Raw genomic sequence first — 16,185 nt, 5'->3', positions numbered from 1 at the left:
GCCCGGCTTCCTCCGCCAGGTGCGGGCCGATGGCAAGCTCGACGTGCGCCTGCAAAAAGAAGGCTACGGCGAAGTGGAATCGGCCACCGATACGCTGCTCAAAGCCATTAAGGCCGCGCCGGGCGGGCGGCTGCCGCTCGGCGACAAGAGCCTGGCCGAGGACGTGTACCGCCGCGTGGGCATGAGCAAAAAGGTGTTCAAGAAGGCGCTGGGGGCGTTGTTCCGGCAAGGGCTGGTGCTGCTGGAGCCGGAGGCGACGGTGCTGAAGTAATTTCCTACAGCAATAGCCCAGCCGCAACGCGGCGACAGGTTGGTGGCATTCACCACCCCCGACTCTAAAGCCGCGTAGCGGCGACAGAGCCCCCAGGCCATTCTGTCGCCGCTACGCGGCTATTTACGTTCTACTACCCAATGGCCACCAACCTGTCGCCGCGCTGCGGCTGGGCCGGGGCCGGCGGGTAGAGGGGATATCCGCCGCTGCCTGATTCCGTATCACCATTCGCATCTTCTGCCTGTCACTTTCCATCCGCTATGCAAAAAACCGCTTTACTCGCTGGGGCCTCGGGCCTCATTGGTTCGCAATTATTGCCGCTGCTGCTGGCCTCGGAACGCTACGCGAAGGTGATTGTGGTGGGGCGCAAGGCCGTGCCGACCATCCACCCCAAGCTGGTGCAGGTAGTGACCGAGCTGGACAACCTGGAGGATGTGCGCCTGAAGCTGATTGCCGACGACGTGTATTGCTGCCTGGGCACCACCATGCAGCAGGCGGGCTCGAAGGAGGCTTTTTTTAAAGTCGACTTCCTGTACGTGGTGCGGCTGGCGGCCGTATCGGCTGGCAACTTCGCGTCGCAATTTATGGTGGTGTCCAGCATGGGGGCCGATGCGGAAAGCCGCCTTTACTACAGCCGCGTAAAGGGCGAAATGGAGGACGCCGTGCGCCAGACGCCGTTTCGGGTCATTCACATTTTCCGGCCCTCGCTGCTGCTGGGCGAGCGGGCGCAGCCCCGCCTGAGCGAGCGCATCGCCGCCGCCGTGCTGCGGGTGCTGCACCCGCTGATGCGCGGGCCCCTGCTGAAATACCGGCCCGTGACCAGCGCGGCCGTGGCTGCCGCCATGTTGCGCGCCGCCGAGGACGATGGCGGCGGCGTGCGCGTACACGAGGCCGAAGAGTTGGCCGTAGCGCAGGCTTTGTAGTCCTCGCCCCCGCGCCGTTTAACGATTCTAACGGCTCTAACGGCGCGGGGACGCGGACTGCAAAGTTCGCGCTACGACGCGGCGGCCCGGGCGGCATCGATATGGGCATAATGGGCAGCGCCACCGGCACCTACAAGGCCTACGTGAACGGCCTCGGCACCAACGGGGGCACCAAGTACCGGGCCGCCATGCAGGGCTTCTTCGTGCGGGCCACCGCCCCCACGGCCGACGTGGGCCTGACCAACACCGTGCGCCTCAACGCCCAGGAAGGCCTGGTAGTGAAACGCCTGGGCCAGTTGTCCGGGCCGCCCTGGCCCGGCACCATCGGCTCCGTCAACTGCTTCCGAAGCCTCGCCAACTGCTTCCGAACCGCAACCCTTGCCCCCGAAGCTCCGTCCGGGACTGCCGAAGCATAAGCCTTCGCTCCAAACGACAAACAGTAGTTCCGAAGCGCCCCTCCCGGCCACGCCGGCGCCCCTGCCGGGAGGGGCGCCAGCGCGGCAACGGCCTTCGATAATCACGCCGCCATCCACAAGATTTTGGCAGAAGCAGCACCTATCAAGTACCTTTGTGTTAAATATATATCAATGAACCAATTTAACAACGCGCTGTCTTTGCCACGCAGCTTTGCCAAACAGCACCAAAACGGCCACCATGTCCACACTACCCACGATTCGTTCGGCGCCGTGGTGGCCGACTACACCTTTTTCCCCGGCACGGAGGTGCTGTATGTGCGCTGGCATGGCCACATGACGAGCGACGAGCTGGTGCGCGCGGCCTATGTGGGCCTGCAGCTCAACCAGCAGTGGCAGCCCCAGGGCCTGATGCAAGACCTGCGCGGGTCGAGCGGCGAATGGGGCGAAGCCCTTTCCTGGCTGGAATACGAGTGGATTCCGGGCATCAAAGCCAATTGCCCAAACCTGCGCGGCATCGCCGGCCTGCTCGACGCGGAGGCGTCCCTGCCCTATACCAACACGCAGGTAATAGCCCAGCTGGACCAGCACTTTGAATTCTGCCTGTTTTATTCGCCAGCCCCGGCGTGGCAGTGGCTGGACCAGCGCATAAAGCACCAGTCGTAAACCGGCAGCGCTGCCCTTGGGAACAGGAAAGGCAACAGCCCCTCGGCCGCTTTTGCAGCCTGCGGCGTTCCGGAGTGGGCAAAAGCACAACCGAAGCCTGAGCAAAAAGCCCCGCCAGCTACTGGCGGGGCTTTTTGTTTGTTCAGCGGCTTGGGCTTCCTACTTCGCTTTGGGGTCAGCTTTGGGGCTGCCCTGGCCGAGGAGGATGAGCTTGGTGTAGCCCTGGAAGCGCAGCCAGACGTTGTGCTTGGTGGGGGAGTTTTCGTAGGCTTTGAGCTGCACCCGCATTTCCTTGATGAGGTTGGCGTTGCGGCGCAGCAGGGCGATGAGGGTTTTGCGGTCGGTGCTGCCGGCCACCACGGTGAGGCGCTGGCTATCGGTTTTCTTTTCGAAGCGGGCCAGCAGGCGGGTGGTTTCGAGCAGGTCCCCGGCCATGAACTCGCGCTTGGCCAGTTGGGTGGCCAGGGGCTGGGCCTCCTTCAGCAGCGCCCCCACGATGGTGGCAAAGCTGGCATCGCCGGCTTCGGAAATGGTGCTGCGGGAGTAGCGCACGCGGCCGGCCAGGTCCCCGTCCTGGTTGGTTTTGCTGGCGGCGTGGCCTTGCAGGGCGGCGGCCAGGCGGTAGGCCAGGGGCTTGAGCAGGGCTTTGGCCCCGGCTTTTTGCTGGGTCACGGTGCCGCTGTCGTCGCCCATCACGGCGTCTTCCAGGAGGCGGGCTTGGGCCAGGTTGGCGGCGTGCTCCTCGCGCAAGGGCGCGATATCGTCTTCCAGGGGCTTGTAGTGGTCCTGGTCGGCCAGCAGGCCGGTGGTAGTGGCGGTGTCGCGCCGGAGCTGCGCGTCGAGCTTGTTGTTGTCCATATCGCTGAGCGTTAAGGGTAGATGTATCCTTCAAACGTAGCGAATATTTCCGTATTGTCGTGCTTTTATGCGGAACCGCCGGCCCGCCTCTTCCATCCGAACGCCCGCCCACCCCTTCCGAACGCTCGCCAACCGCTTCCGAACGCCCGCCAACCGCTTCCGAACGCCCGCCCACCCCTTCCGAAGCCCTGCCCACCCCTTCCGAAGTCCCGCCAACCGCTTCCGAAGCCCCACCAACCGCTTCCGAAGCCCCACCAACCGCTTCCGAACCCCACCAACCGCTTCCGAACTCCAAACCTTCCCTCCGAACCACAAACCTTCCTGCCGAACCACAAACCTCCGCGCCGGCTGGCTCCCCTCTCCGCGGGAGAGGGGCCGGGGGTGAGGTGCCGGCGGGCGCACCTCACCACGTTCTACCCCACCAATCAGGTAACTACAGAACAGTCCACCCATTCCCCCGCCGCTTCTTTGCAGCCTCAACCATTTTTCCCGCCCATGAAACTTGCATTTGCGCTGCTCACGGCCTGGCTGGTCGCTTTCGCCCTGCCCCTCCCCGCCGCCACCCCGCCAAAGAAAGCCCCCCAACCCAAGGAGTACGTCATCACCCAGTTCGGGGCCGGCACCGACAGCACCCGGCTGAACACGCTGGCTATTCAGCAGACCATCGACCGGGCCAGCGCCGGCGGCGGGGGCACCATCGTCGTTCCCAAAGGCGTTTTCCTGAGCGGGGCGCTGTTTTTCAAGCCCAACACCCACCTGCGCCTGCAGGAAGGCGCCAAGCTCAAAGGCTCCGATAATATTGCCGACTACCCCCTCATTCCCTCGCGCATGGAGGGCCAGAAACTCGATTATTACGCCGCCCTCGTCAATGCCACCAGGGTAAATGGCTTCAGCATCACCGGCCCCGGCACCATCGACGGCAACGGCCTGCGGTTCTGGAAAGCCTTCTGGGCGCACCGCGATTCCATGCAGCAAGCCCACAAGCCCTCCACCAACCTGGAGGTGCACCGGCCCCGGCTGCTCTTCATCTGGGGCTGCAACAACGTGACCATCAAAAACGTGAAGCTGCACAACTCCGGCTTCTGGACCACCCACCTCTACCAGTGCACCAACGTGCTGATGGACGGCTGCGATATCCGCTCGCCTTTCCGGCCCGTGAAGGCCCCCAGCACCGATGGCGTCGACATTGACGTGTGCAGCAAAGTGACCATCCGCAACTGCTACCTCTCCGTGAACGACGACGGCATCTGCATGAAGGGCGGCAAAGGCCCCACCGCCCAAAAGCTGCCCGAGAATGGCCCGATTGAAGACATCCTGGTCGAGAACTGCACCTTCGGCGATGTGCACGCGGCCCTCACCTGCGGCAGCGAGTGCATCCACGCCAACCGCATCACCATGCGCAACTGCCGGGTCGACAACGAGCGGCCCGTCCTGCTCTTCAAAATGCGCCCCGACACCTACCAGATTTACGAGAACATCACCATCGAAAACATCACCGGCCGCTGCGGCACCATCGTCACGCTCTCGCCCTGGACGCAGTTTTTTAACATGGCCGGCAGCACGGAGAAACCCTTTGGCATTATCCGCAACATCACCATTTCCAACGTAAAAGTGAAGTGCAAGCAGTTTGCGGTATTGGACGGCAACCCCACTGATAAGGTATCCAACATCACCTTCAAAAACGTGGAGGCCACGGCTGACAATGCCGCCTTCCCGAACAAGTATCCGGACGTAAAATTTGAGAACGTCACCCTCAACGGCGCGCCCCTGAAGTCGGCGCCAGCCGTTCAGGCCGGCCCGGCCGTGACTCCCCTCAAGCCGGATTAGCTCACCATTGCAGCAAGCAGTCCGAAAAGCCCCGCCAGCTACTGACGGGGCTTTTCGGACTGCTTGTGCGGCTTAAGCTTCAGGAGCGGGCGAGGTGGGGATTTTCGGGCCGCGCACCGATGGCTTTGATGAGGGCGCTGTTGCGGGTGAGCAGGCTGATAAGGGGTTTGCAGGTCGTTAGCCAGTAGCGCAACCGGTGTCGTTCGCGTCCCCGCGCCAGTCGGGGGTTTCCAAGCTGCGCAGCCACGCGAACGCCACCGTTCGCACTACTCCCAAAACCAGCCTAATTACCACCTCCCCCGGCCCAATGTGAGCAATCCAGCCCGTACCCATTACTTTTGTCCAACTTTCCTTTTTCCCCACTATTCATAAAATCTATGAAGCGTTTACAATTTACGGTACTGCTTATCCTGCTTTCGCTGCCCGCGCTGGTGGCCCAGGCCCAATCTAAAAAGAAGAGCAGTGGCGGCAGCAGCAGCTCCTCCGGCTACAATACCGGCATTGGCCTGCGCGGCGGCGGCTGGTCGTCGGGCCTCACCATCAAGCACTTTTTGAGCAGCGGCAAAGGCGTGGCCATCGAAGGCCTGCTCACCACCGAATACCGGGCCCACGGCGCCCGCCTCACGGTGCTGGGCGAAAAGCACCTGGGCGTGGCCGACGTGAAAGGCCTGCAGTTCTACTACGGGGCGGGTTTCCACGCCGGGGCCTACCAGGGCCGCTACTACTTCGCCGATGACCGGTATTATTACAACGGCCGCAACGGCGACGTGTACTTCGTGAAGAACAACAAAAACGGCTATTACTACGACGAAACCACCTACCTCGCCATCGGTGCCGACCTGATTCTGGGCCTCGAATACAAGCTGCAGGACCTGCCCTTCGTGGTAGGGGTCGACTACAAGCCCTTCTTCGAAGTATTCCACGGCTACACCGGCTTCTACCACGACGCCGCCGTGAGCCTGCGCTTCACGTTCTAGCACGCGCCTCATTCCTTATCCCCCAAAAGCCTCGTCCACTAAGGACGAGGCTTTTTTGCTACCAACCCGGTATCACCATATTGGCATTCCGCGTTACTTTTGCCACCACCACCTTCCCGCGCCCACCATGAGCAACCTGATTCAGTTCGTCGCCAACTACGACGACCTTTCCACCGACAAAGGCTACCAGTTCAAGTTTCATTGCGACCAGTGCCGCAACGGCTACATGTCGCGGTTCCAGCCCAACGCCATGGGCATTGCCGGGAGCTTGCTGAGCGCGGCCAGCAGCCTGTTTGGCGGCCTGGGCGGGGTCGAAAATGCCGCCTACCAGATTCAGCGCGCCGTGGGCGGCAAGGCCCACGACACCGCCCTGGAAGCCGCCGTGGCCGAGGGCAAGCAGCACTTTAAGCAGTGCACGCGCTGTGGCCATTGGGTGTGCCCCGACGTGTGCTGGAACGCCAGCGCCGGCCTCTGCGAAGCCTGCGCCCCTGACGAGCAGGAGGAGCTGCGCGCCCAACAGGCCCAGGCCACCAGCGAACAAATCCGCACCAAAACCCGCGAGCAGGACTACACCAAAAACCTCGATTTCCTCAACCGCAACCCGGCCCTGCTGCAGTGCGCCAACTGCCACACCACCCTGGCCGCCGGCCAGAAGTTTTGCCCCAGCTGCGGCACCGCCACCGCCGCCCAAACCCAGGAGCGCCACTGCACCGGCTGCGGCGAAACCCTCAAGCCCGACCAGAAGTTTTGCCCCGGCTGCGGCACGAAGAACTGAGCCGGGAGCGGGGAGCCAGGAATAAAAAGAACGTCGCACCGCGCTTTCATTTTAAAATTCTTCACTTCATCTCCCTTCCCATGGCCACGGTAAAACCAATCCTCCGAATTTTTGACTACGACAAAGCCCTGGAATTTTACGTGGCCTGGCTCGGCTTCCGGATAGAGTGGGAGCACCGGCCGGAGGGCAGTCCCGCCTACCTGCAAATTGCCCTGGGCGACGTCACGCTGCACCTCTCGGAGCATCACGGCGACTGCACGCCGGGGGCCCGCGTTTTCATCGATGACTTTCAGCGCCTCACCGCCTTTCACCAACGGCTGCTGGCCAAGAACTACAAGTACAACAAACCCGGCCTTTACGCGCCTTTCTACGACCCCACGGCGCTGGAAATAACCGTGCATGACCCCTTCGGCAACCGCCTTACTTTCGTGGAACGCCGGTAGCCGCTGAAATGCTAGCGGCCGAAAAAAGCCCCGTCAGCAACTGGCGGGGCTTTTTTCGGCCGCGGTTATTGGGTAAGAGGGGCGTTCGAGCCAAATGCCCGTTCACTTTTCCTTCGATTGCTGACGGATGCGGGCAGCACGAATCTTCAAGAACTGGCTGAACGGGTACACGGTGGAGGCGCTTTTCGCCGTTCGCAGCATCTCCTCGTGCGTCTTCTTCATTTCATCAACCGTGGCGTTGCTGTATTTGCCCAGCTTTTTCTACTGCGTGTTTCGGAAGGCCTCTTCGTATTTCTTGTTGAGGGCCTCGGTTTTCTGGTCGTCGCGCAGTTCCGGATTGGCGCGGGCATTGCCCACGGCCTGCACCGAACCAAAATCCCCGGCAAGGCCCACCTGCCGCAACGTGATGATGACCACGGATTTGGCCGCCTCCGCGCTCTTCGCCGTCACGTTTTTCCGCAGGCCGGAGCCAATCCTGCTCAGCGTTGCCGAATCGGCAGTTTTCACCGCAGGCCGGGCCAACGGCGGCAGGTACACCGAAGGAACTTTGCCGGCACTAATTGCCGGCCTCGGTTGGGCCAAAGCAACCACCGGAACGGCCGCCATCACCGCCCCCATCAGCACGGTTCGTGCAAGCTCAGCTGTCAGTTTCATAGGGTAGAATGAATAATGATTGCCAATAACACGAAAATATTTATTATTAATTATTATCACCCCGAGAGATTACTCTACTAAACAGCTGAGCTGCGCTACGCGGCCAGGGCCGCTGTGCCTTTCCGGCTGTACCGGTCCCGATACGCCCCCGGCGACACGCCCGTAATCCGCTTAAACAGCGTCCGGAAGGCCTTGGTATCGGAGTAGCCCACCGAGTACATCACCTCGCTCACGTTTTCCTGCGATGATTCCAGGCTCATTTTGGCCGCCTCAATCTTCACCCGCTGAATGTATTCGGCCACGGTGTTGCTGGTGGCTTTCTTGAAGCGGCGCTCGAAATTGCGGCGGCTCAGGCAGGCCAGCGCCGCCAGCTCCTCAATGGATAGTTTCGCCGCAAAGTGCTGCTCGATGAACTCCTGGGCCTTTTTGATGGGCTCGTCCTCGTGGTCTTTCTGCCCGCTGAAAATGACGAACGGCGACTGGCTGTGGCGCCCAATGTCAATCTGGAACACCTTGGCGCAGCACACGGCCATGTCGCGGCTCACGTACTTCTCGATGAGGTAGAGCACCAGGTTCAGGTAAGAATAGGCCCCGCCGCTGGAATACAGGCCCTGCTCATCGGTAATCACCTGCTCGGCTACCAAATTCACGGCCGGGAACATGGCCGCGAACTGCTGGGCGCCCAGCCAGTGCGTGGCGCATTTGCGGCCATCCATCAGGCCCGTGGCCGCCAGAATAAACGCGCCGAGGCACAGGCTGGCTACTTCGGCGCCGGCCCGGTGCTGCCGGATTATCCAGGGCAGGAAAGCGTGGTTCAGGGCCACGGCTTCGGCCAGGTCGCCGTGCGGGGCGGGAATGATGATGAGGTCGGTGCGGAAATCCTCGTCAATGGTGCGGTGGGCGTGCAGCGTGAACAGGCCCCGGGTGAAAGTCTTGTGCCTGGTGAGGCCCACCAGTTCAATCTCGAAGGCGGGCGCCTGCCCCAGGCCCACCAAAAAGTCATTTACCTGGCTGAGTACCTTGTGCGGTCCCTCAATGCTGCCGACCACGGCATCGCCGGCCGGCACCAGAATCGAAATGTGCTTCATAGCTCAAATATAGCCAAATACCTGCCGCTTTCACCCCCCTAAATGGGCGTGATTGCCCCTGCTGCCACCTCGCATTTGCTAATACCTTTGCTAAACAAGTTAGGCATTACTAAAACAGTTAACACTCTCTTCCCCTCAACCAACCCCGACCATGAAACCACGCACCACCGCCCGCCTCTATTGGACTCTCACCGTTCTCTTCTGCCTGATGATGCTGGCCGACGGCGTCGCCGGCCTCCTGCTGGAGAAAAACGGACAGGAAGCCATGCGCCAGCTCGGCTACCCCCTGTACATCATGACCATCACCGGGGTGGCCAAAATCCTGGGCGCGCTGGCCCTGCTGCAATCCAAGTACCGCACGCTGAAGGAATGGGCGTTTGCCGGCTTTGCCATCGACTTCATCGGGGCGGCGGCTTCCGTGCTGTTTGCCGGCATGGGGCTGGTGGGCTCCATTCCCGCTCTGGTAATGCTGGCCGTGCTTTTCGGCCTTTATTTTCTCTGGAAGCGCTACCTGGCCACGGCCCGGCCGGCTCGTGAGACGGGCGAAACGATGCTTTTTGATTCTGCGCCTTCGTTTGTAATCTAGCCGCACGGCTTCTCTTTCAATCACCTGCTTTTAAACCCCTAAAAATCAGTTGTCATGATTCACCTCAGCCCCTACCTCTTCTTCAGCGGCAACTGCCGCGAAGTGCTTGCCTTCTACCAAAGCTGCCTGGGCGGCGAACTCGACTTGCAGCGGTTCGGCGACTCGCCCGCAGCGGCGCACATGCCAGCCGAGGCCCAAGAGAACATTATGCACGGCACGCTCACGACTAAGGATTACATCATCATGGCAGTCGATACCGGCGTCCCACGGGCGTCACTTACCTTGGGCAATACTGTGCGGATGAGCCTGCACTTTGACAACGATGCCGAAATCGAGGCCACCTTTGCCCGGCTGAGCGAAGGCGGTCAGGTCATCGACCCACTGGCAGATATGTTCTGGGGCGGAAAATTCGGCACGTTCACCGACCGGTTCGGTATCAATTGGCTATTCAATTTCCAACGCCCTGCCGACGAATAAATTCCTGTCATGAGAAAAGTAGTTGCCGCCGAATACCTTACCCTCGACGGGGTAATGGAAAACCCCGCCTGGACCGCTCCCTACTGGAACGAGGAGCTGGCCCAGTTGCAGCACGACCTGAACTTCAGCAGCGACGCGCTGCTGCTGGGCCGCGTCACCTACGAGGGCTTTGCCGCCGCCTGGCCCACCATGACGGACGCGGAGCAGTTTGCCGAGCGCATGAACAGCCTGCCCAAATTCGTGGCCTCCCGCACGCTCGCCACCACCGAGTGGAACGCCCGGCTGCTGCAAGGCGACGTGGCCGAAGCCGTGGCCCAGCTCAAGCGGCAGCCCGGTCAGAACCTGCTCATTTACGGCAGCGGCCAGCTCACGGAGTACCTGCGCCAGCACGGCCTGGTTGACGAGTACCGCCTCATGGTGTTTCCTACGGTGCTGGGCAGCGGCAAGCGGCTATTTACCGAAGGCTTCGGCTCCGATTTCAGGCTGACCAATACGGTGACGACCAGCGCGGGCGTCGTTGTCCTCACCTACGAGCGGGCCAGCGCCTGAGCCTGCATTCAACCCTAACCATGGACTTCAAACTCGAACTAATCCCGGTGCCGGTGGCGGACATCGACCGTGCCCTGAAATTCTACACCGAACAAGTCGGCTTCAGGCTCGACCACGACGTGCGGCCCACCGCCACGGTGCGCGTGGTGCAGCTCACGCCGCCCGGCTCGGCCTGCTCCATCGTGCTGAGCACGGGGTTGTCGGGTATCGCCATGCCCGCCGGCTCGCTCCGGGGCCTGCATCTGGTGGTGGCCGATATCGTTCAGGCCCGCGCCGAGCTGGCCGGCCGGGGCGTGGCCATGGGCGAAATCCAGGACCTGAGCGGCATCAAATACGCCGGCTTCCGGGACCCCGACGGCAACACCTGGACCTTGCAGGAAATCCCGGAAAGGCGGTAGCGCGCACCGGGCCCACAGCGGATTGGCTAGTGCGTCACGAGCAGGCCCATGCGCTCCACGGTTTCGCCTTCGAAGTCGAATTCAATGAGAATGGCGGGTTCATCGCCCACTACCCAGCCGTCGTGGCCGGGCGCGATGGCCACCACCTGCGGCGCCACAAACTCCTCAATCACCCCGTCGGCGTACTGAATATTAATCTGGCCACTGGCCAGAAAGCCCACATGGGCGTGCATGCACAGCGGCGTGCCCACGATATCCTTCAGGTTTTTCGACCACCGAAAGCCTTGCGGGTACACAACGCGCTTGACCCGCGCGTTGCCGGTCTGCACCACATCAACGAGCACACCGCCTACTTCGCGGTGCGTAGCGCCCTTCAGCGGGCTCAGGAGGGAGGTAGTTTTCATACCCCAACCTACGCATTTAAGTTGTCAGTTACTAGTTGTCAGTTGTTTGTTGCTCACAATCACTCCCCAACAGCCTAACAACTGATAACGGGCAACTGACAACTAACGCGCCATTTACCCTACTTTTTCGCCATGGAGGCGGCCACAATTGCCGTATTTTCCGGCAGGAGAATTTCGCGGGCAGTTTCAAATTGACCGGCTTCGGGAGCGGTTTCTTCCACGCGGCGCTGCACGATGCGCAGGCGGTGGCCGTCCACGTTCAGCACGGCCAGGTCGGAGCTGGTGCCGGTGGCGGCCGAGTAGCTGCGGAAGCCCATCAGCATGCCCGCTGGGAAGTTGGCGGCCTTGGCTTTGGCGGCGTCCACCACGTCGGGCTTGCCCACAAATTTGCCCAGGTCAATGTCCTGCGGCTTGCTGCCTTGCAGCACGAGGTGGGCGCTGGTGCGGGGGTGGCTGGGGTCGTCGGGGTCCGGGCTGGGCTTGAAATTGAACGACACTTTCATCACTTCGGCCTCTTTCAGCGCGGGCGTAGTAGCTTCGGGTGCAGGCGCCGCAGCGGCCGCATCGGCAGGCGGGGCCGCCGCCGCGGCCGTAGCCGAGTCGGCCTTGACGGCGGCCGGCGTGGCGGCCGTTTCGGGCGCCGCGGCCGTGGGCGCAGAAGTGACGGGGGCCGTTTGGTTGCAGCCGGCCAGCAGCACGGCCGCGCCCAGCGCCATTGAGAATGATTTCATCCGGAAAAGGAGGTAAAGTTTTGCCGCCGTAAGATTAAGCATAATTGCGCAGCCACCCGCGGCCAGCAACTCCCAAAGTACCGGCAGTCTTTTCGAACAGCACTCCTTGCCGGGGGCACAAAAAAAGCCCTGCGGCCGAAGCAGCAGGACTTTTCATTCAGAAATCAGGCGGGCTTACCAGCGGCGGCCGTAGCCACGCCCACCGCGGTAGCCACCCCGGTAGCCATAGTAAGGCCGGGGGGCGTAGTACACCGGGCGCGGGGCGTAATATGGCGCGGGCGCGTATATCACGGCCGGCGGGGCGTACACCACGGGAGCCGGCGGGTAGTAGTAGCGGGGTGGGTAGTAAGCCCGCGGGTAGTAGCCTCTGCCAATGCTCACGGAAACCTGAGCGTTGGCCGCGTGGCTGGCCAGCATCAGCAGGAACAAGCCCAGCGAAAGAATCATGGATTTAGTCCGCATAAGGATTCGCGCCAAAGCGCGTCAGTTAATGATGAAAGGACGTTTATGGGAGTTAGACGTAAACCCGGCCGTGGGGTTTAACAGTCCCTGCCACAACTCCAAATACCATTCCATTACGTGAGGAATCAATGAAAACCAGCGGCTGGCAAACCTATTTTTTGTGGTACGCAGCGTTCAGGTAAGCCAGCACCGGCGCGGTGATGTCGAGGTCTTTTTCGCCGTAGGCAATGGTGCCGCTGGGGGCCGCAATCAGAATCAGCTTGTAGCCGTGGGCTTTGCCGTAGGCTTCCACTTTCTTGTTCACGCTTTCGAGCACGCTTTGGGTCAGTTTACCTTCCTCCTCCTGGGCCTGGGCCTGGAGTTGCTGCTGCTGCTGGCCCACCTGCTGCTGCTGGGCCTGGAGCTTCTGCTCGGTGGCAGCGCGCTGCTCGGCGGTGAGGGTGGGCGCCTGCTTCTGGTAGGCCTCCACGGCGGCCTTAAAGCTGGCCAGCATGTTCTGGTTCTGCTTTTCCCAGCCGCGGGCCTTGACTTCGAAGGCCTTGCGGGCATCTTTCATGCCCTGGTAGCCGTCCAGCATCTTGCCCGATTCCACGTAGGCCAGCTTGCCCGAGAAGTTGCCGGTTACATCGGCCGCAGGGGTGGCGGCAGGAGCCGGAGTGGTTTCGGCGGAAGTAGTTTCGGCTACGGCGGCAGCGGCCGTATCGGTGGCGGTGTTCATATCCGGCGAGGCCATGACGGCCACCGATTTATCGGTAGCAAGGGCGGGCGCGGCCACGGGACTGCGGAAATGCATGAAATACAGCCCGGCCACGGCCAAAGCCAGCACAATGTTAATGGTTAACTGGAGAGGGTTTTTCATTGACGAATGAAGATGGAGAAAGGACAAAAGTAAGGAGGCCGTAGGAACGCGCCACGGCGCGTTCAATCGTGGAACGACCAATGGGGTGCGCAAGCCCCGAACGGCCCGGCCGCCGAACGCGCCGTGGCGCGTTCCTACTCGGGCACGGCAATATGCAGCAGGGCGTCGCCCTGGTTCACCACGGGCATGTAATTCAGCCCAATCACGTAGCCGCTCACCGGCGACTCCAGTCGCACGGACTGCTGCCCGTAGGGGTCGGCCACGGAACCGTAAATCTGGCCCTTTTCCACAAATTGCCCGTTCTCGACGTGCGAGCGGAACAGGCCCGCAAAGCGCGCCCGCAGCCACGTATGCCGCCGGCAGATGATGCCCGGCCGGGCCGGCGCAGGCGCTTCCGGGCCCATGCCCAGGTGGTGCATCACCCGCAGGGTGCCCGCCACGGCCTCCTCAATGCCGGGCTCATCGAGCCGCAGGCTCTCGCCGGTTTCGTACACGATGATGCGCTTGCCCAGGTTGTGGGCGGCTTCGCGCAGGGAGCCGCCGCGCAGCGAGGCGTGCAGCGTGAACGGCGCGCCAAACGCGGCCGCCATGGCATCCATCTCGGGGTCGACGCCCAGCAGGCAGCGCACCTGCGGATAGTTGGCCCGGGCCGCGCCGCCGGTGTGGAAATCAATGCCGTAGTCAATCAGGGGCATGATTTCGCGCATGAAGCGGTGCGCCACCCGGCCGGCCAGCGAGCCCCGCGGAAACCCCGGAAACGAGCGGTTCACGTCTTTGCCGTCGGGCACGTCGCGGCTGAAATTCAGGAACCCGTAAATATTGAGAATGGGAATGGCGATGACACTGCCCCGCGACGGCAGCAGCAGTTCGCGCCGCACCAGCCGCCGGATGGTTTCGATGCCGTTCACTTCGTCGCCGTGCATGCCGCCCATCAGCAGCAGCGTGGGGCCGGGCTCGGTGGCGCGCAGCACGTGCACCGGCACGTCAATCACCGTGCCCGAGGGCAGCTTCGAAATCACGAGCCGCGTGAGGACCTGCTCGCCGGGCTGAATGGTGAGGCCGTTGAGGTGAAACGAGGCGGCGGCATGGCCCATAGGCATCTTCATTGAATAGCAGCAGAACTGGTTAGGCCGCAGCACTGGCCAACTTCATGCCAGCCCTATTTACCCGTCGGCACATCCGATTGCGCATCCACGGCGTGGTCGACGTCCTTTTTGGCTTTGGGTTTGATTTTCTTCTTGGCCGCCAGGTTGGTGGTGTATTCGATGATGCGGCCGGCAATGTCCTGCTGGGTAGCTTTTTCGATGCCTTCCAGGCCGGGCGAGGAGTTCACCTCCAGCACCAGCGGGCCGCGCTTGCTTTGCAGCATGTCTACGCCCGCGATGCCCAGGCCCAGGGCTTTGGTGGCCAGCAGGGCGGCGGCTTTTTCGGCCCGACTGAGCTTGACCAGTGTGCCGGTGCCGCCCCGGTGCAGGTTCGAGCGGAACTCGCCCTCCTTGCCCTGGCGCTTCATGGCGCCCACCACTTCACCATCTACCACGAAGGCGCGCAGGTCGGCCCCCTTGCTTTCGGCGATGAATTCCTGCACGATGATGCGGGCCTTGAGGTTGTGAAAGGCCTCGATGACCGACTGCGCGGCTTTGGCCGACTCGGCCAGCACCACGCCCAGGCCCTGGGTGCCTTCCAGCAGCTTGATGATGACCGGGGCGCCGCCCACCTGGTTTATCATGGCGGGCACTTCGTCCGAATTGTTGGTGAAGGCCGTTTTGGGCATGCCCACGCCGGCGCGGCTCAGAATCTGCATCGAGCGGAGCTTGTCGCGCGAGCGCACAATGGCCTGGCTGTCGACGGCGGTGCGCACCTTCATCATCTCAAACTGCCGCACCACGGCCGTGCCGTAGAACGTGACCGAAGCCCCGATACGCGGAATAATAGCGTCGAAGCCTTCCAGCCGCTCGCCTTGGTAAATGATGCCGGGGTGGCCCTTTTCCAGCACCAGGTTGCACTGCAGGTGGTCGATGACCACGGCTTCGTGACCCCGCGCGGTGGCAGCCTCCACCAGCCGTTGGGTGGAATAGGACTTGGGCTCGCGCGAGAGAATGGCCAGTTTCATCGGGAGGTGGCGGGGTGGTGATGGGTGTAGTTGGCGAAGCAGGGGTGGGACGGCGGTAGGGCAGGTTGGGGATGCAATGAAGGGTTAAATTTCTGCCCAGGCACCAATTCAACCCTTCACCAACCCGCCGGCTTGCCGCGCCACAAAGCTAGTCAGGGCCGGGCGCGCCGGGCGGCGGCCCGGGCCAGGGCTTTGTAGGATAGGTTGCGCTTGGCCACGTCGACCACGAAATGCCCCTGACGCAACAGGCTGCGGCCCAACAGCACAGGGTATTTCATATCGGACCGGTCGGAGAGTGAAAAGTCGGCTTCAAAATCCTTCCCGTACAGCTGCACCACCGCCCGAATGACGTACCGCTCCTGCACTTCGCCATTGGAAGAGCGGATGTCGCGCAACTCGAACTCGGTAAACGTTAGGGAGCAGCCATCGGTGCCTTCATGGCCGGGGTCGAGCAGGTTGACCACCAGCACTGGCCGTTGCCGGGCATCGGTTTCGATGTGAATGTTGGTGCAGTGAATGGCGCTGGTGTAGGCCCCGGTGTCCACCTTGGCCTCCACGCCGCCGAGGGCAAAGGCAGGAAAGTCAATCAGTTCGCGGCGGCCGAGGATGCGCTTGAGCGGGCGGGTCATGAGAACGGGAATGGAACGAACGGGAACGTCATGCAGAGCGCAGCGAAGCATCTCTACCGCAATAGTAAACCCAAACGACTGG

General features: G+C 62.2%; 21 protein-coding genes and 1 pseudogene. 12 read left to right on the top strand and 10 right to left on the bottom strand.

Annotated features, from left to right (window positions below):
- The 4 genes and pseudogenes from J4G38_RS09835 to J4G38_RS09820 all read left to right on the top strand — a co-directional run.
- Positions 1-271 (top strand): annotated as a pseudogene (locus tag J4G38_RS09835) (GntR family transcriptional regulator); the annotation flags it as partial.
- Between the two features lie 260 nt (positions 272-531).
- The gene (locus J4G38_RS09830; RefSeq protein ID WP_210516639.1) at positions 532-1,194 is read left to right on the top strand and encodes an NAD-dependent epimerase/dehydratase family protein; all 663 of its coding nucleotides are present in this window, start codon (positions 532-534) and stop codon (positions 1,192-1,194) included.
- Between the two features lie 110 nt (positions 1,195-1,304).
- Entirely contained in the window at positions 1,305-1,610 is a 306-nt protein-coding gene (locus tag J4G38_RS09825; RefSeq protein ID WP_210516641.1) for a hypothetical protein, read from the top strand.
- 171 nt (positions 1,611-1,781) lie between these two features.
- Entirely contained in the window at positions 1,782-2,273 is a 492-nt protein-coding gene (locus J4G38_RS09820) for a hypothetical protein (RefSeq protein WP_210516642.1), read from the top strand.
- Between the two features lie 159 nt (positions 2,274-2,432).
- On the opposite strand, the gene J4G38_RS09815 is transcribed toward J4G38_RS09820, so the two are convergent.
- Positions 2,433-3,131: a hypothetical protein gene (locus J4G38_RS09815; RefSeq protein WP_210516644.1), complete on the bottom strand. Its 699-nt coding sequence runs from the start codon at positions 3,129-3,131 to the stop codon at positions 2,433-2,435.
- A 495-nt stretch (positions 3,132-3,626) separates the two neighbouring features.
- On the opposite strand from J4G38_RS09815, the gene J4G38_RS09810 reads away from it, so the two are divergent.
- From J4G38_RS09810 to J4G38_RS09795, 4 genes are all read left to right on the top strand, one after another.
- The gene (locus tag J4G38_RS09810) at positions 3,627-4,958 is read left to right on the top strand and encodes a glycoside hydrolase family 28 protein (protein ID WP_210516646.1); all 1,332 of its coding nucleotides are present in this window, start codon (positions 3,627-3,629) and stop codon (positions 4,956-4,958) included.
- 377 nt (positions 4,959-5,335) lie between these two features.
- Positions 5,336-5,935 carry a hypothetical protein gene (locus J4G38_RS09805; protein WP_210516648.1) on the top strand — a complete coding sequence of 200 codons (600 nt, stop codon included), beginning with the start codon at positions 5,336-5,338 and terminating at the stop codon, positions 5,933-5,935.
- Positions 5,936-6,062: 127 nt separating this feature from the next.
- Entirely contained in the window at positions 6,063-6,710 is a 648-nt protein-coding gene (locus J4G38_RS09800; RefSeq protein WP_210516650.1) for a zinc ribbon domain-containing protein, read from the top strand.
- An 80-nt stretch (positions 6,711-6,790) separates the two neighbouring features.
- Positions 6,791-7,153 (top strand): glyoxalase superfamily protein, encoded by a 363-nt coding sequence (locus J4G38_RS09795; RefSeq protein ID WP_210516651.1) that lies wholly within the window; start codon positions 6,791-6,793, stop codon positions 7,151-7,153.
- Positions 7,154-7,414: 261 nt separating this feature from the next.
- On the opposite strand, the gene J4G38_RS09790 is transcribed toward J4G38_RS09795, so the two are convergent.
- Positions 7,415-7,807 (bottom strand): hypothetical protein, encoded by a 393-nt coding sequence (locus J4G38_RS09790; RefSeq protein WP_210516653.1) that lies wholly within the window; start codon positions 7,805-7,807, stop codon positions 7,415-7,417.
- Between the two features lie 95 nt (positions 7,808-7,902).
- Positions 7,903-8,895: a GlxA family transcriptional regulator gene (locus J4G38_RS09785; protein ID WP_210516655.1), complete on the bottom strand. Its 993-nt coding sequence runs from the start codon at positions 8,893-8,895 to the stop codon at positions 7,903-7,905.
- A 151-nt stretch (positions 8,896-9,046) separates the two neighbouring features.
- Between J4G38_RS09785 and J4G38_RS09780 the strand changes: the two genes are divergently transcribed.
- Genes J4G38_RS09780 through J4G38_RS09765 form a run of 4 tightly spaced genes read left to right on the top strand, consistent with a single transcriptional unit; the run spans position 9,047 to position 10,905 of the window.
- Positions 9,047-9,481 (top strand): DoxX family protein, encoded by a 435-nt coding sequence (locus J4G38_RS09780; RefSeq protein ID WP_210516657.1) that lies wholly within the window; start codon positions 9,047-9,049, stop codon positions 9,479-9,481.
- Positions 9,482-9,535: 54 nt separating this feature from the next.
- A complete protein-coding gene (locus J4G38_RS09775) occupies positions 9,536-9,958 on the top strand; it encodes a VOC family protein (protein ID WP_210516658.1) in 423 nt (140 codons plus the stop codon).
- Between the two features lie 9 nt (positions 9,959-9,967).
- Positions 9,968-10,507 carry a dihydrofolate reductase family protein gene (locus J4G38_RS09770; RefSeq protein ID WP_210516660.1) on the top strand — a complete coding sequence of 180 codons (540 nt, stop codon included), beginning with the start codon at positions 9,968-9,970 and terminating at the stop codon, positions 10,505-10,507.
- Positions 10,508-10,527: 20 nt separating this feature from the next.
- Entirely contained in the window at positions 10,528-10,905 is a 378-nt protein-coding gene (locus J4G38_RS09765) for a VOC family protein (RefSeq protein WP_210516662.1), read from the top strand.
- A gap of 26 nt (positions 10,906-10,931) precedes the next feature.
- Here J4G38_RS09765 and J4G38_RS09760 read toward each other — a convergent pair whose 3' ends face one another.
- From J4G38_RS09760 to J4G38_RS09730, 7 genes are all read right to left on the bottom strand, one after another.
- Positions 10,932-11,309 (bottom strand): cupin domain-containing protein, encoded by a 378-nt coding sequence (locus tag J4G38_RS09760; protein WP_210516664.1) that lies wholly within the window; start codon positions 11,307-11,309, stop codon positions 10,932-10,934.
- Positions 11,310-11,428: 119 nt separating this feature from the next.
- Positions 11,429-12,040, bottom strand: coding sequence for a hypothetical protein (locus J4G38_RS09755; RefSeq protein WP_210516666.1), 612 nt, complete (start codon positions 12,038-12,040; stop codon positions 11,429-11,431).
- A 174-nt stretch (positions 12,041-12,214) separates the two neighbouring features.
- The gene (locus J4G38_RS09750) at positions 12,215-12,502 is read right to left on the bottom strand and encodes a hypothetical protein (protein WP_210516668.1); all 288 of its coding nucleotides are present in this window, start codon (positions 12,500-12,502) and stop codon (positions 12,215-12,217) included.
- Positions 12,503-12,653: 151 nt separating this feature from the next.
- Complete coding sequence (locus J4G38_RS09745) at positions 12,654-13,361, bottom strand: OmpH family outer membrane protein (protein WP_210516670.1); 708 nt, start codon at positions 13,359-13,361, stop codon at positions 12,654-12,656.
- Between the two features lie 134 nt (positions 13,362-13,495).
- Entirely contained in the window at positions 13,496-14,467 is a 972-nt protein-coding gene (locus J4G38_RS09740) for a succinylglutamate desuccinylase/aspartoacylase family protein (protein ID WP_226163323.1), read from the bottom strand.
- Positions 14,468-14,520: 53 nt separating this feature from the next.
- A complete protein-coding gene (rimK, locus tag J4G38_RS09735; protein ID WP_210516672.1) occupies positions 14,521-15,474 on the bottom strand; it encodes a 30S ribosomal protein S6--L-glutamate ligase in 954 nt (317 codons plus the stop codon).
- A gap of 152 nt (positions 15,475-15,626) precedes the next feature.
- Positions 15,627-16,103, bottom strand: coding sequence for an ATP-dependent zinc protease family protein (locus tag J4G38_RS09730; RefSeq protein WP_210516674.1), 477 nt, complete (start codon positions 16,101-16,103; stop codon positions 15,627-15,629).
- Between the last annotated feature and the right edge of the window lie 82 nt (positions 16,104-16,185).

It is taken from the genome of Hymenobacter terricola, from assembly GCF_017921975.2.
Classification (GTDB): Bacteria; Bacteroidota; Bacteroidia; order Cytophagales; family Hymenobacteraceae; genus Hymenobacter; species Hymenobacter terricola.
This window is presented reverse-complemented; position numbering and strand designations above follow the sequence as displayed.